Source organism: Amycolatopsis sp. NPDC003865 (assembly GCF_053605345.1).
Window position 1 is genome coordinate 1 of sequence record NZ_JBSGJA010000050.1, and the last position, 13,178, is coordinate 13,178.

A 13,178-nucleotide genomic window follows, 5' to 3' on the forward strand; every position below is an offset into this window, starting at 1 on the left:
AAGACGTCCCCGGCGCCGGAGTCGGGGTTGATGAAGCCGAAGCCCTTGTCCTCGTCGTACCAGGCCACCGTGCCGTCGGCACCGTCCGCGACACCGGCCGCAGCGGGTGAGCCGGCCCCGGCTCCCAGCGGGATCACGTGCCCGGCCTGCGGGCCGCGCTCGCCTTCGACGATCAGGAAGGCCACCCGCTGGCCCTCGGTGACGACGCCGCCGGTCACGATGGCGGAGCTGTGCACGAAGATGTCGGCGCCGCCGCCGTCCGGCGACGCGAAGCCGTACCCCTTGCCCGGCTCGTACCAGTTGATGGTGCCGAGCAGGCCGACAGCGCTGCCGGTGGCCGCATCGGCGGTGACGCGAACGCGCAGCGCCTGGGGCCCGCGGTCGTTTTCGCCGACCTCGAACACGACGGCCTGACCCTCGCGGAGCAGTTTCGCGCCGCCGTCCCCGACGATCTCGGAGGCGTGCACGAACACGTCCGGCGAGCCGTCCTCGGGCGCGAGGAAGCCGAAACCCCGTTCGGCGTCGAACCAACGGACGGTCCCTTGCGGCATCGAAGACTCCAGGTCGAGAGGGCGTGCACTGGCCCCCAGTCTCCCTGACGGACCTCCGGTCCGTCGGGCCGGGCCCACCGGCGGGCGGTGCGGAGCCAGGGGCGGGTCGTTGGTTCACCTGGCGACACGCCGAGTTTCGAGACCAGGTCTAAAGACCGCCGCGGAACCCCGCCGACAGCCGGTCGATGCTGCGCTCCAGCTCGGTGCGGACACCGCGCAGGTCGTAGCCGTCCGGGTCGATCAGCGCCTGCATCGAAATGCCGCGCAGCTGGGCCAGCATGGCCGAGGCGTACGCGTCGGCGTCGCGGACGCCGGTGATCGAACCGTCCGCGACGCCACTGGCCAGGGTCTGGGCGATGGCGAAGCGAAACCGGCGGTCGGCTTCGGTCAGCGCGCCGCGCAGGGCCGAGTACTCGGCCGCCGCGTCACCCCAGAGCGCCAGGAAGGCCTGGTTGAGCGTCGGCATCGTGCGGATCAGCTCGAAGATGATGTCGACGAGCGCGCGCAGCATGTCCATCGGCGTCGCGGTGGCCCCGCCGGTCCGCGCCGCGACGGCCTCGCTGTAGGAATTGGTGAACTCCTCGACGGCGTACTCGACCAGCCGCCGCCCGAGCCCGTCCTTGTCGCCGAAGTGCTGGAAGATGACCGACCGCGCGTACCCGGACCGGGCGCAGACGGCCCCGAGCTTCAACCTGCCGAAACCCTCGTCGGCGATGAGGTGCGCGGCGGCGTTCAGGATGCGCGCCTCGACGGCGGCGTCTTCGCCGTCCTGCGGGATCCGGTCTTCGGCGGAACGGTCCACGCGCGCCATGCTAGCCACTCGAACCGGACACCACCGGCCGGACGGTCAGCGGATCGTGCGCGGACCGTCAGCGCGTCCGCGCAGTCTCGGGTCACCACGACCGAGAGGAAAACCCGATGAAGACCGTGCTCGTGTCCGGGGCCAGCATCGCCGGCCCGTCCGCGGCCTATTGGCTGCACCGCTACGGCTACCGCGTGACCGTCGTCGAGACCGCGCCCGCACTGCGGCCCGGCGGCCAGGCCGTCGACTTCCGCGGCGAGCAGGTGAAGCTGCTTCGCGCCATGGGCGTCCTCGACGACATCCGGCGGTTCGAAACCGCGATGGGCGACCAGACGCTGCTCGGCCTCGATGCCCGTCCCCTGTTCACCGTGCCCGGCGCCGTCTGGAGCGGCGAGGTCGAGATCCTGCGCGGCGACCTCGCTCGCGTCCTCTACGACCACACCAAGGACTACACCGAATACGTCTTCGGCGACCGCGTCACGAGCCTCACCGAGACCGCGGACGGCGTCGACGTCACCTTCCGCCGGGGCGCGCCGCGCAAGTTCGACCTCGTCGTCGGGGCCGACGGCGTGCACTCCGGCGTGCGGGCCGCCGCGTTCGGTCCCGAAGCGGGCTTCCGGCGCGACCTCGGCTTCGGCATCGCCGGGTTCACCGCGCCCAACCACCTCGGCCTCGACCACACCAGCGTGATGTACAACGAGCCGGGCCGCGGCCTGACCGTCGGCAGCCACCGGCTGCCGGACAAGCTGCACGTCGCCCTGGTCTTCGCCGCCGACGGCGTCGAGTTCCGCCGCCGCACCACCGACGAGCAGCGCGCGCTCGTCTCGCAGCTCTTCGCGGACACCGGCTGGGAGACGTCCCGGCTCTTGAAAGCACTGCCGGACACCGACGACCTCTACGTCGACTCGATCAGCCAGATCCACCTCGACCGCTGGTCGCGGGGCCGGGTCGTGCTGCTCGGCGACGCCGCCTGGTGCGCCGGTCCCGGCGGGTCCGGCACCGGGCTCGCCATGATGGGCGCGCAGGTGCTGGCCGGCGAGCTCGCGGCGGCCGGCGGCGACCACGTGACGGCGTTCGCGAAGTACGAGGAGCGCCTCCGCAAGCCGGCGACGGTCGGGCAGAAGAACGGAAAGGGCTCCGGCAACTTCCTCGCGCCGCGCACGGCCGCGAAAATCCGCAGCCGCAACCGCGCCTACCGGATGCTGAGCACGCGCCTGTTCGGCAAGGTGTTCACCTGGATGACCGATCGCGCGGCCAACGCGCTGGAATATCGTGAGTACCCCGCGCTGACGTCCGCGTGAGCCCGGCGATCTTCGTCTCTTCGGGGGATTCGGCTGGCGGCCCGGCGTGGCGTGCGTCACTCTTTACGCCATGTCAATACGCCGGGCCGCCGAGGTCCCGGTCAGGACGGCGGTCGCCGGCCTGACCGTGCTGGCCCTGGGTGTGCTGACGGCGCTCAACGCGCGTTCCCTGCCGGTGATCGGCGACGGCACCACCTACTCCGCCGAGTTCAGCGAAGCAGCGGGACTGTTCCAGGGCAACGACGTCCGCATCGCCGGCGTCGAGGTCGGCCGGGTTTCGGACGTCAAACTGCGCGGCGACCGCGTGCTGGTTTCGTTCCGCGTCAAGGGCGCGTGGCTCGGCGACGCGACGGGCGCGGCGATCCGGCTGAAGACCGTCCTCGGCCAGAAGTACCTCGCGCTCGACCCGCAGGGCGAAGGAACGCTCGACCCCGGCGAGCCCATCCCGCGGTCGCGCACGACCGTGCCCTACGACATCCTCGCGGCGTTCGGCGAACTTTCGTCCACTGTGGACCGGATCGACACTTCCCAGCTGGCGAAGAGCTTCGACACGCTGTCGGCGACACTGGCGGACACGCCGCAGAGCGTCCGCGCCGCGCTCACCGGGCTGTCGCGGCTGTCGGACACGCTCGCGACGCGCGACTCGCAGCTGGCCAGCCTGCTCGGCAACACGCGGGTCGTCTCGCAGACGCTCGTCGACCGCGACGCCGCCGTGCAACGGCTCCTGAACGACGGCAACCGGTTGCTGTCCGAAGTGAGCGACCGCGAACAAGCGATCAGCTCCTTGCTCGACGGCTCACGGCGGCTCGCCACCGAGCTGTCCGGGCTCATCGAAGACAACGACGGCCGGCTGAGCCCGCTGCTCGCCCAGCTCGACCAGCTGACGTCGATGCTGCAACGCAACCAGGACGCGCTCGCCGCCGGGATCCGCGGGTTCGCGCCGCTGGTCCGGCTCGGCACCAACATCGCCGGCAACGGCCGGTTCATCGACGGCTACCTGTGCGGGCTGATCCTGCCGTCGTTCGGGCCGCTCAACGAGGAGGGCTGCCACGGCTGAGCCCGCGTGGCATGCTGGCGCCGTGCGCTACCTGCTCCTGCTGTGCGGTGACGAGTCCGCGGCCGCGGCGGCCGGCCCCGAGATGGCTCGGCGCTGCCACGAATGGGCCGCCGAAGCCGAACGCCACGGCGTCCGGCAGGCCGGCACGGGCCTGCGCCCGCCCGCCGAAGCGAAGACGATCCGGGTGCGCGACGGCCGGGTGCTGCTGACCGACGGCCCGTTCGCCGAGACCAAGGAACAGGTCGGCGGCTACAACATCCTCGAGTGCGCGGACCGCGCGACGGCGGTCGAGGTGGCCTCGCGGCACCCGTGGGCCGAGGCCGGCACGCTGGAGCTGCGGGAAATCCTCGACGGGCCGCCTACGGCTTCGTGATCTTCACCGTCACCTGGTTGTCGCTGTAGGTGTAGGCGACGTACTCGAACTCGACGCCGGTGCGTTCGACGTACTCCGTCCAGGCGCGGTACTCGTGCCGCTTCCACCCGGGGAAGTTGAAGAACTCGTCGAAGTGCACGATGCTGCCCGCCCGCAGCCGCGGCCCGCAGAGGTCGAGCACGGTCTTGGCGGAGCTGTAGAGATCGCCGTCGACGTGCAGGAAGTCGATGTGGCCTCGGTGGTGTTCGAGGAAGCCGGGGAGGCTGTCGGCGAACAGGCCGACGACGAGCTCGGCGCCGGGGACGTCCGGCAGGTCGTCGCGGGCGAAGGCGCCGGCCGGCATGCCGTTGAGCCACGCCTCGGGCAACCCGTCGAAGGAGTCGAAGCCGTAGACCTCCCGGCCACCGCGCGCGGCGGCGATCGTCCGCAGCGTGTTGCCGGACGCGACGCCGAACTCCAGCGCCATTCCCCCTTGTGGCGCCAAAGAAAGCGCGTACTCGAGCGTCTCCTTGGGCTTGCCGAAGTGGCGGGCGCCGACGAGGTTCTCGCGGGCGAAGACGTTGCTCTCGAGAGCGGCGTCCTGGTCGCCGGCGTAGACGATGTCCCGGCGGCTGCGGATCTCGAACTCCACCACCCGATCGAGGACCCGGTCACCCTGGCGGATGATCTCCTCGCGGAGCTCGGCGGCCATCCGGTTCAGCTGATCGGTGTACGGGTCGTGCACTTTCGCGGCAGCCTGGTTCAGCAGCCTACCCAGCGTGCGCCGCACGGTTTTCGTTACGGGGGAACGGTTTTTCGTTTCGTTCATCTCGGGACGGTACCTCAGCTCAAGCCACGATCAGCCGGAACCCCGCGTCCCACTCGGACAGGTCGAGCAGCTCCGCGTGGTCCTCGTGCCAGCGCCCGGACGCCAGGTCCGCGCGCAGCCGGGCGATCCCCCGCTCGACGGCCTCCGGCGGGGTCTGCGCCAGTGCCGAACACGATCGCCGGACCGCCGGATCGAGGTACGCCTCCGGCCGCCGCCAGTGCGCCGGGAACACGCCGTCCGCGAAGTCCCACGGCACCGGCAGGACGAGCACCGAAGCCGCGCCGAGGTACTCCGCGATCTCCGGCGCCGACGGACGCGAAAGCTCCAGCGCGGCGACCTCCGGCACGTACTCCCGGACGAGCCAGAAGCCGTTGTGCAGCGCGGTGTCGTAAGCCAGGACGACCTGACGGCCCGAGACGCGGCGCAGCTCGTCCAGTCCGCGGCGCCAGTCGCCCCAGTGGTGCACGGTCAGCACCGCCAGCGCGCAGTCGAACACCGCTGGGGAGAACGGCAGTGCCTCCGCGACCGCGCGCACGACCGGTGCGGCGCCGGGCGGGCGCTGCCGGATCATCTCCGCCGACGGCTCGACCGCGACGACCCGCCGTCCGGGCGGTTCGTAGGAGCCGGTCCCGGAGCCGACGTCGAGCACCGAGGCCGCGTCGCCCAGCGCGTCGAGCACCGGCGCAAGCCAGCGCGGGTCGGTCCGCCTGCCCAGCGCGTAGCCGACGCCGATCTCGTCGTAGCGCGTCATCAGCGCTCCGGGCCGTCGCCGCCGTTCTGCTCCGCGAGGAACCGCTCGAACTGCGAACCCAGCTCCTCCGCGGTCGGCATGTGCTCGACCGATTCCGCCAGCAGCGATCCGCGCTCGGAGGCCTCGATGAAGGTGTCGTACTGCCGCTCCAGCGCGCGGACGACGTCGGCGATCTCGTCGGACTCCGCGACCTGGCGGTTGATCTCGGCGTCGGCGAGCTCGGCCGCCGCGCGCAGCTCGCCCTCGGTCAGGTTCAGCCCGGTCGAGCGGCTCAGCGCGTCGAGCACGATCAGCGACGCGGCCGGGTACGTCGACTGCGCCAGGTAGTGCGGCACGTGCGCGGCGAACCCCATGGCGTCGTGGCCCCACTCGCCGAGCCGGTACTCCAGCAGCGCGGCCAGGCTGCCCGGCACCTGCAGCCGGTTGGGCAGCGGCTGGTGGTCACCGACCAGGTCCTTGCGGGTGGCGTGCGCGGTGACGCCGAGCGGGCGGGTGTGCGGCGCGCCCATCGGGATGCCGTGGAACCCGGCGGTGAGCCGGACGCCCCAGCGTTCGACCAGGTTGCGCACCGCGAGGCAGAACCGCTCCCAGTCATGGTCGGGCTCCGGGCCCGACAGCATCAGGAACGGGGTGCCGTCGCCGTCGTGGAGCAGGTGGACGACCAGTTCCGGCGCGTCGTAGTCCTCCCAGTGGTCGACGGCGTAGGTCATCGTCGGGCGGCGCGAGCGGTAGTCGATGAGCCGGTCGACGTCGAAGCGCGCGACCACCCGGTGCTCACCGCCGAGCAGGTGCTCGGCCAGGAGACGGCCCGCCGAGCCGGCGTCCATGAACCCCTCGAAGTGGTGCAGCAGCACCGCCCCGGTCAGGTCGGGGACGTCCGAGTCCACCTCGTACAGGTCGTCGGGATCGAGTCCCACCGGGTCCTCCTGCTTTCCGATACGCCAATCCGTCAAGCACAACACACCCCGACGGCGTTTCCATTCCTCCGACGGTGTTGCCGATCGTAACGGGACGCGGTCGAACCCGGACCGGATCGGCATCATGACACTTGTCGTGGGCACGCAAGTCGCCGATCGGGCACGCTTGAGGGCGTGAGCGAACACACCACGAACACAGCGGCGGTGCGGCTGCGGCCGCCGGCGCACCGGGTCAGCCGCCGGGCCATCGGCTACTGGACGGCGATGGCGTCGATCTCCTGGATCGTCGTCATCGGGATCCTCACCGCCATCGTGGTGACCAGCGACGACGCACCGGCGTTCCTCACGGTGGCGCTCGTGGCCGCCTGCGTGGTGGGTCCGCTGCACCTCGTCGTGATGCCGCAGTGGCGCTACCGCGTGCACCGCTGGGAGGTCACCGGCGAGGCCGTCTACACCCAGTCCGGCTGGCTGAAGCAGGAGTGGCGGATCGCGCCGATCTCCCGGATCCAGACCGTCGACATCGAGCGCGACCCCGGCGAGCAGCTCTTCCGGCTGGCGAAGATCACCGTGACGACCGCGTCCGCGGCGGGCCCGCTGCGGATCTCGGGCCTGGCGCACGACCGCGCGCTCGAGCTGGCCGACGAGCTCACCAAGACGACCCAGGCCGCCCGCGGGGACGCGACGTGAGCAGCGGCGCCGACGCACTCTCCCCCGCCGAGGCGGCTGCCGTCGCGACCCTGCCCGCCGAGGGCACGCCGGAGGCGCCGTGGCACCGCCTCGACCGGCGCATGCTGCTCATCCGGCCGGTGCTGGACCTGGTGCGGTCGCTGCCGGTGCTGCTGGGCGCGCTGCTGTTCGGCCACGGCGAACCGTGGCAGTGGATCGGCCTCGCCTTCACCGTGGTCGCCGTCTGCACCGGCATCTCGCACGTGCTGACCTCGCGCTACCGGGTCACCGAGACGCAGGTCGAGTGGCACACCGGGCTGCTGCTGCGCAAGCAGCGCGCGATCCCGCGCGACCGGATCCGCACGGTCGACGTCACGTCCGAGCCGAAGCACCGGCTGTTCTCGCTGGCCGCCGCGCGGATCGGCACCGGACGCCACAACCACGGCAAGGGACCGGCCAAGGACGAGCTCGTCCTCGACGCCGTCACGATCGCCGAAGCGCAGCGGCTGCGGACCCTCCTGCTGCACCGCAAGGCCGCGCCCGCCGCCGAAGCGGCCGCCGCGCCGCCGGAGCAGCTGGTGGCCGCCGTCGACAAGAAGTGGCTGCGGTACGCGCCGTTCACGCTGTCCGGGCTGGCCGTGGTCGGTGCCGCGGTGGGCACCGTCTACCACTTCGCGCACGAACTGCACTTCGACCCGATCCAGTTCTCCCTGGTGCAGACGGTCGTCGGGCACTTCGCGGACACCCCGACGTGGGTGAGCCTGGTGCTCGCCGCCGCCGGGCTGCTGGTGCTCGTCTCGCTGCTGTCGATCGGCGGGTACATCCTGTCGTTCTGGAACTTCCGGCTCACCCGCGAGCCCGCCGGCACGCTGCACATCCGGCGCGGGCTGATCACGACGCGCTCGGTGTCGATCGAGGAGGACCGCCTGCGCGGTGTCGAGATCCGTGAGCCGCTGCCGCTGCGGCTGGCCGGTGGCGCGCGCTGCGTCGCGATCGCCGGCGGCCTGCGCGAGGGCAAGGGCGCGGACAAGAGCGGCGGCCTGCTGCTCCCGCCCGCGCCGCTCGCGAAGGCGCACGAAGTCGTCGCGGCCGTGCTCGGCGATGACCCCGCCGCGACGCCGCTGGTGCGCCACCCGCGCCGGGCGCTGTACCGGCGGCTCTCTCGCGCCGTCGTCGGCGTGCTGCTGCTCGCGGCGGCCCTCTACGGCCTGGCGTGGCTCGGTGCCCTGCCGGACTGGCCGTGGCAGGCGGCGCTGGGGCTGCTGCCGTTCGCCGTGCTCGTCGGCTGGGACCGCTACCGCGGCCTCGGGCACGCGCTCACCGGCCGCTACCTCGTGACGCGCTCGGGGTCGCTGGACCGCGGCACCGCGGCGGTCCGCTGCGACGGGATGACCGGCGTCGTCGTCGAACGCTCGTACTTCCAGCGCCGCGCCGGGCTGGTCACGATCATCGCCCCGGTCGCCGCCGGCAAGGGCCACTACCGCGTGCTCGACGTCGGCGAAGCCGACGGGCTCGCGCTCGCCGACCGGGCCGTTCCGGGCCTGCTGACACCGTTCCTGACCGATCAGCGGGACCGCGGTTGACGTCCCACCCACGCCGCTCCTAACGTGAAATCCGCCGTCCGAACCCCTCTACCAGCGCTAGCGAGAGGACGGCAGGGATGTTCCGGAAGCTCCTGGGTGTGGTGGCCGCGGGGATCGTCGCGGCCTCGGTCCCGGTACCGGCCGCGGCGGCCGGCAACCCCTACGGTGACCCGAACCTCGTCCCGATGTTCGACGGCACCAGCCTGAACGGGTGGACTTCGTCGAAAACCGGCCTTTGGTCGGCGAAGAACGGCGTCATCCACGGCAATGGCACCGCACGCGGCTGGTTGTACTACAACAAACAGCAGGTCGGCACGTTTCGGTGGATATTCAATGTCCGTCAGGTCAAGGGGAACCACAAACCGACCGTGCTGATCTGGGGCACCACCGACCCGATCCGCGACGCGTTGAGCGCCATCCAGTTCCAGCCGCCGAACGGCGGGCACTGGGACTACCGGCCGGGCCACAACGACGGCGGCGGCAAACTGTTCAAGCAGCTGCCGCACACCTCCATCGACATCAAGAAGTGGGCGCAGTGCGAGCTGATCGGGGACATGACCACCGGGGTGGCCCGGATGGCGTGCTGCCCGCTCACCGGGACGGCCGTGACCTGCAAGGGTGTCGAGGTCCTGCGGTTCACCGACCAGACCGCCGGGCGCGTCGGCCCGCTGGCGCTGCAGGTGCACAACTCCGGGATCCAGGACGAGTACCGCGGCCTCTACGTCGAGTCACCGGTGGTGACGAAACCGGGCGAGTTCCTCACGCTCTGACCCCGGTCTTTTCCCGAATGGCGGGCCGTCGGCACAATGCTGGCCTTCGATTAACACAACGTGCTAATTTATTCACCGCGTGTGATAGCGAAGGTCGTTTTTGTCTCACCGAGAGGTCATGATGACGCCTGCCGTCAGTGCCGTCGACGGTTCCGCCACCACCACCGCCCCGCGCCGGACTCCCGGCGCGAGCAGTTCCCGCAAGGTCCTCCAGCTGCTCCTGGCCTTTTCCGAACGGCGCTGGGAAGCCAGCGTCGCCGAGCTCGCCGCGACGATCGGCACCCCGGTCGCGACGACCTACCGCTACGTCGCGCTGCTCAAGGAGCTTCAGCTGCTCGAAGAGGGCCGGGCCGGGCACTACCACCTCACCAGCCAGGTGATGCCGCTCGCGCGGGCCGCGCAGCTGGCGAACGACCTCGTGCGGCTGGCGAAGCCGTCGATGGAGGAGGCCGCGCGGGAACTCGGCGAGACGGTGATGCTCTTCCAGCAGTTCGGCGACTCCGCCGTGTGCGCGGACCGCGTCGAGTGCGACCGGGCGATGCGGTTCACCTTCGAGCCGGGGCATTCGCTGCCGCTCGGCCTCGGCGCGTCCGGCAAGATGCTGCTCGCCCTGCTGCCGGAGATCGAGCGCGACCGGCGGCTGGCGCTGGTCGTCGAGCAGCGCGGCACCTTCGTGCGCGACGAGCTCAAGCACGCGATGGAGAACCGGTACGCGGTCAGCTCCGGGGAAATCGACGAAGGCGTCTGGGCGTGTTCCGTGCCGGTGACGGCCTACGGACGGCGGCCGACGGTGCTGACGATGGCCGGCCCGGCCGCGCGGATCACCGAGGAAGCCCGGCACAACGCCATCAGCGCGTTGCAGGGCTACGCGACCCGCATCGAGCGCACGATCTCGTCTTATTCGCTGTGAAAATCCCGGCGGGGCGCGTACGAATGCCTTCGTGATCCGGCTCGCGCGCCCCGACGACCTGCCCGCGTTGATCGATGTCGAACGCGAGGCGGGCAGCCTGTTCCGCGCCGTCGACATGGCCGCCATCGCCGACGACGACCCGGGTTCGGTGGCGGAACTGGCGGTGTACCAGGCCGACGGGCGCGCCTGGGTGGCCGTGGACGACGCCGACCGGCCGGTGGCGTACCTGATCGCCGAGGTCGTCGACGGGCACGCGCACGTCGAGCAGGTCTCGGTGCGGCCTTCGCACGCGCGGCGCGGGCTCGGCCTGGCACTGGTGGAGACGCTCGCCGAGTGGGCCGCTTCGCGCGGGCTGCCGGCGTTGACGCTCACGACGTTCGAAGCCGTGCCGTGGAACGCGCCCTACTACGAGCGGCTGGGGTTCCGGGTCCTGGCGGACGCCGAGATCGGCGACGGGCTACGGGCGATCCGCCGCGCGGAGGCGGCCCGCGGCCTCGACGCGTGGCCGCGGGTGGCGATGATCCGGCCACTCTGAGTGGTGCTCACCTGCGCGGGGGATCCGGTGGCGCGCACGGTCGAACATGTGTTCTACTGTGCTCGCCGGCCTCGGAGGGGGAAGCTCCTGGGCCGGCCCACAACTTTCGGGAGGTTGTCATGGCGGTCAAGATCACCCACCTGACGAACGGCCAGCAGGTGCGGTTCGCCAACGCCGACGGTGCCCGCCGCTACGCCGAGATCATGGGCGGCGGCGTCGACAAGTGGCGCTTCACGGTCGTGCCCGAGGACCCGATGCTCCGGAAAATGTCGGACTCGGTCGTTAACGTGCCCGTATGGCGCATGACTTCCAGGTAGTGGTGGATACGGCCGACCCGCACGTGCTCGCCGACTGGTGGGCCGAGACCCTCGGCTGGCCGGTCGAACCGACGGACGCGGACTTCGTCCGCGAGATGATCGCGAAGGGGTACGCGAAGGAGGAGGAAACCCGGACGTACAACGGATCTCTGGTGTGGCGGACGGGGGCGGCGATCCGCCACCCGGACTCACCACCGGACGGGCCGCCGCGGCGGATGCTGTTCCAGGAGGTCCCGGAGCCGAAGACGGTGAAGAACCGGCTCCACATCGACGTCTGGGTGGGGGCGGACAATGTCGAGGCCACGCTGGAGAAGCTGACAGCGCGCGGGGCGAAGTTCCTGCACCGGGGGCGGCAGGGGCCGCACAGCTGGGTGACCATGGCCGACCCGGAGGGGAACGAGTTCTGCATCTCGTGACGTCGTGACCGGCTCTTTCCCGCCGTCTCCGGGAAAGAGCCGGGTCACGACCTCAGCTTTGAGCGGTGAGCCGGTCGAGGGCCTTGGGCAGCGCCGAAGCCAGCAGGTCCAGCTCCGGCTCCCCCGCGACGAGCGGCGGCGACACGGCGATGCCCCGGCCGAGGTTGCGCACGATCACGCCCTCGTCGCGGCACGCGCGCTGCAGCTTCACCGGGGCTCCCGGGTCGGCGTCCATGACTTCCGCCGTCAGCTCGACCGCGGCCAGGAAGCCCAGCCCGGCCCGGACCTCCGCCACCAGCGGGTGCCCGCTCGCCGCCGACACCGCGTCGGCCAAGGGCTTCTCCAGCTCGCGGCCGCGCGGGATCAGGCCGTCGCGCTCGTAGATGTCCAACGTCGCCAGGCCGGCCGCGCACGCGACCGGGTGGCCCGCGTACGTCGCGCCGTGGCGGAAGACCGGCGCTCCCGGCGCTCCCGTGAAGAACGGCTCCGCCACCCGCGGCGCCACCACCAGCGCGCCGAGCGGGATCGTGCCGCCGGTGATGCCCTTCGCCGTCGTGATCATGTCCGGCTCCACCGCCCAGCGGTCGATGCCGAACCACGTCCCGAGCCGGCCCCACGCCGCGATCACGCAGTCCGCGACGAACAGCACGTCGTGCCGGCGGCAGATCGCCGCGACCTCCTCGAGGTAGCCGTCCGGGGGCAGCAGCACGCCGCCCGCGCCGATCACCGGCTCGCAGAAGAACGCCGCGACGTGCGACGCGCCGATTCGTTCGATCTCGGCCTCCAGCGCCGCGGCGTCGTCGAACGGGACGTGCGAGAACTCCGGCGGCTGCGGCCCGACGCCGGCCGCGTTGGCCGGGATGCCGCCGACGGCCGTGCCGAAGCCGTGCGTGCCGTGGTAGCCCTGCGCCCGGCCGATGACGTGCACCTTCTCCGGCCGCCCGGTCTGCGCGAAGTACGCGCGCGCGAGCTTCACGGCGGTGTCGATGACGTCCCCGCCGCCCGACCCGAAGAACACCTTCGAGCCGGGCGTCGGCGCCAGCGCGGCGACGCGGTCGGCCAGCTCGATCGCCGGCTGGTTGGCGTTGTAGCCGAACAGGTTGTACGAGTCGAGGGTCTGCAGCTGCTTGGTGACGGCCTCGGTGATCTCGGGCCTGCCGTGGCCGAAGTTGGCGTACCAGAGCGACGCGGTGGCATCGAAGTACCGGCGGCCGGCGTCGTCCCAGACGTAGGACCCTTCGCCGCGGGTGATGACCATCCGGTCGTTCGCGACCGCGCCCATGTCGGCGAACGGGTGCCAAAGGGCGTGCTGTGCTGACATCGGTCCTCCATAAGATTGTTGGTGTTCAGGACGGGTTGTTCTGGATGCCCAGGGCGACAGGGTGTGGCTGATCGGTTCTTGCCCCGGTTGGGTGGCTTCT

16 protein-coding genes are annotated in these 13,178 nt (G+C 71.4%); 10 read left to right on the plus strand and 6 right to left on the minus strand.

Features of this window, described 5'->3' with window-relative positions:
* Both ACWEVP_RS50080 and ACWEVP_RS50085 read right to left on the minus strand, forming a co-directional pair.
* The coding region (locus ACWEVP_RS50080; RefSeq protein ID WP_452069683.1) for a cold-shock protein at window positions 1-551 on the minus strand (551 nt) is incomplete at its 3' end.
* A gap of 148 nt (window positions 552-699) precedes the next feature.
* On the minus strand, window positions 700-1,362 hold the full coding sequence (locus ACWEVP_RS50085; protein ID WP_452069684.1) for a TetR/AcrR family transcriptional regulator: 663 nt from the start codon (window positions 1,360-1,362) through the stop codon (window positions 700-702).
* 107 nt (window positions 1,363-1,469) lie between these two features.
* Here ACWEVP_RS50085 and ACWEVP_RS50090 point away from each other — a divergent pair, with 107 nt between their 5' ends.
* The 3 genes from ACWEVP_RS50090 (at window position 1,470) to ACWEVP_RS50100 (ending at window position 4,084) form a co-directional block, all read left to right on the plus strand.
* Window positions 1,470-2,654 carry an FAD-dependent monooxygenase gene (locus tag ACWEVP_RS50090; protein ID WP_452069685.1) on the plus strand — a complete coding sequence of 395 codons (1,185 nt, stop codon included), beginning with the start codon at window positions 1,470-1,472 and terminating at the stop codon, window positions 2,652-2,654.
* Window positions 2,655-2,724: 70 nt separating this feature from the next.
* Window positions 2,725-3,711, plus strand: coding sequence for an MCE family protein (locus tag ACWEVP_RS50095; RefSeq protein ID WP_452069686.1), 987 nt, complete (start codon window positions 2,725-2,727; stop codon window positions 3,709-3,711).
* 22 nt (window positions 3,712-3,733) lie between these two features.
* A complete protein-coding gene (locus ACWEVP_RS50100) occupies window positions 3,734-4,084 on the plus strand; it encodes a YciI family protein (protein WP_452069687.1) in 351 nt (116 codons plus the stop codon).
* Here the strand turns inward: ACWEVP_RS50100 and ACWEVP_RS50105 are convergent.
* From ACWEVP_RS50105 to ACWEVP_RS50115, 3 genes are read right to left on the minus strand one after another with little or no spacing between them, the layout of a single operon-like run.
* Window positions 4,071-4,892 (minus strand): class I SAM-dependent methyltransferase, encoded by an 822-nt coding sequence (locus ACWEVP_RS50105; RefSeq protein WP_452069688.1) that lies wholly within the window; start codon window positions 4,890-4,892, stop codon window positions 4,071-4,073. The two genes, ACWEVP_RS50100 and ACWEVP_RS50105, sit on opposite strands and share 14 nt — an antisense overlap.
* A gap of 19 nt (window positions 4,893-4,911) precedes the next feature.
* Complete coding sequence (locus ACWEVP_RS50110; protein ID WP_452069689.1) at window positions 4,912-5,643, minus strand: class I SAM-dependent methyltransferase; 732 nt, start codon at window positions 5,641-5,643, stop codon at window positions 4,912-4,914.
* A complete protein-coding gene (locus tag ACWEVP_RS50115; protein ID WP_452069690.1) occupies window positions 5,643-6,560 on the minus strand; it encodes a proteasome assembly chaperone family protein in 918 nt (305 codons plus the stop codon). Before ACWEVP_RS50115 ends, ACWEVP_RS50110 begins: the two co-directional genes overlap by 1 nt.
* Before the next feature lie 174 nt (window positions 6,561-6,734).
* On the opposite strand from ACWEVP_RS50115, the gene ACWEVP_RS50120 reads away from it, so the two are divergent.
* The 7 genes from ACWEVP_RS50120 to ACWEVP_RS50150 all read left to right on the plus strand — a co-directional run bounded on the left by ACWEVP_RS50120 (window position 6,735) and on the right by ACWEVP_RS50150 (window position 11,757).
* A complete protein-coding gene (locus ACWEVP_RS50120) occupies window positions 6,735-7,247 on the plus strand; it encodes a PH domain-containing protein (protein ID WP_452069691.1) in 513 nt (170 codons plus the stop codon).
* A 101-nt stretch (window positions 7,248-7,348) separates the two neighbouring features.
* On the plus strand, window positions 7,349-8,809 hold the full coding sequence (locus tag ACWEVP_RS50125) for a PH domain-containing protein (protein WP_452069696.1): 1,461 nt from the start codon (window positions 7,349-7,351) through the stop codon (window positions 8,807-8,809).
* Window positions 8,810-8,886: 77 nt separating this feature from the next.
* Window positions 8,887-9,579, plus strand: coding sequence for a family 16 glycoside hydrolase (locus tag ACWEVP_RS50130; protein WP_452069692.1), 693 nt, complete (start codon window positions 8,887-8,889; stop codon window positions 9,577-9,579).
* Window positions 9,580-9,700: 121 nt separating this feature from the next.
* Window positions 9,701-10,489 carry an IclR family transcriptional regulator gene (locus ACWEVP_RS50135; protein ID WP_452069697.1) on the plus strand — a complete coding sequence of 263 codons (789 nt, stop codon included), beginning with the start codon at window positions 9,701-9,703 and terminating at the stop codon, window positions 10,487-10,489.
* A 31-nt stretch (window positions 10,490-10,520) separates the two neighbouring features.
* Window positions 10,521-11,024, plus strand: a complete 504-nt coding sequence (locus ACWEVP_RS50140) for a GNAT family N-acetyltransferase (RefSeq protein WP_452069693.1) — start codon at window positions 10,521-10,523, stop codon at window positions 11,022-11,024.
* 119 nt (window positions 11,025-11,143) lie between these two features.
* The gene (locus ACWEVP_RS50145) at window positions 11,144-11,341 is read left to right on the plus strand and encodes a hypothetical protein (protein ID WP_004561810.1); all 198 of its coding nucleotides are present in this window, start codon (window positions 11,144-11,146) and stop codon (window positions 11,339-11,341) included.
* Window positions 11,320-11,757, plus strand: a complete 438-nt coding sequence (locus tag ACWEVP_RS50150) for a VOC family protein (protein ID WP_452069694.1) — start codon at window positions 11,320-11,322, stop codon at window positions 11,755-11,757. Before ACWEVP_RS50145 ends, ACWEVP_RS50150 begins: the two co-directional genes overlap by 22 nt.
* A gap of 52 nt (window positions 11,758-11,809) precedes the next feature.
* Here ACWEVP_RS50150 and ACWEVP_RS50155 read toward each other — a convergent pair whose 3' ends face one another.
* Window positions 11,810-13,078, minus strand: coding sequence for an aminotransferase family protein (locus ACWEVP_RS50155; RefSeq protein ID WP_452069695.1), 1,269 nt, complete (start codon window positions 13,076-13,078; stop codon window positions 11,810-11,812).
* Between the last annotated feature and the right edge of the window lie 100 nt (window positions 13,079-13,178).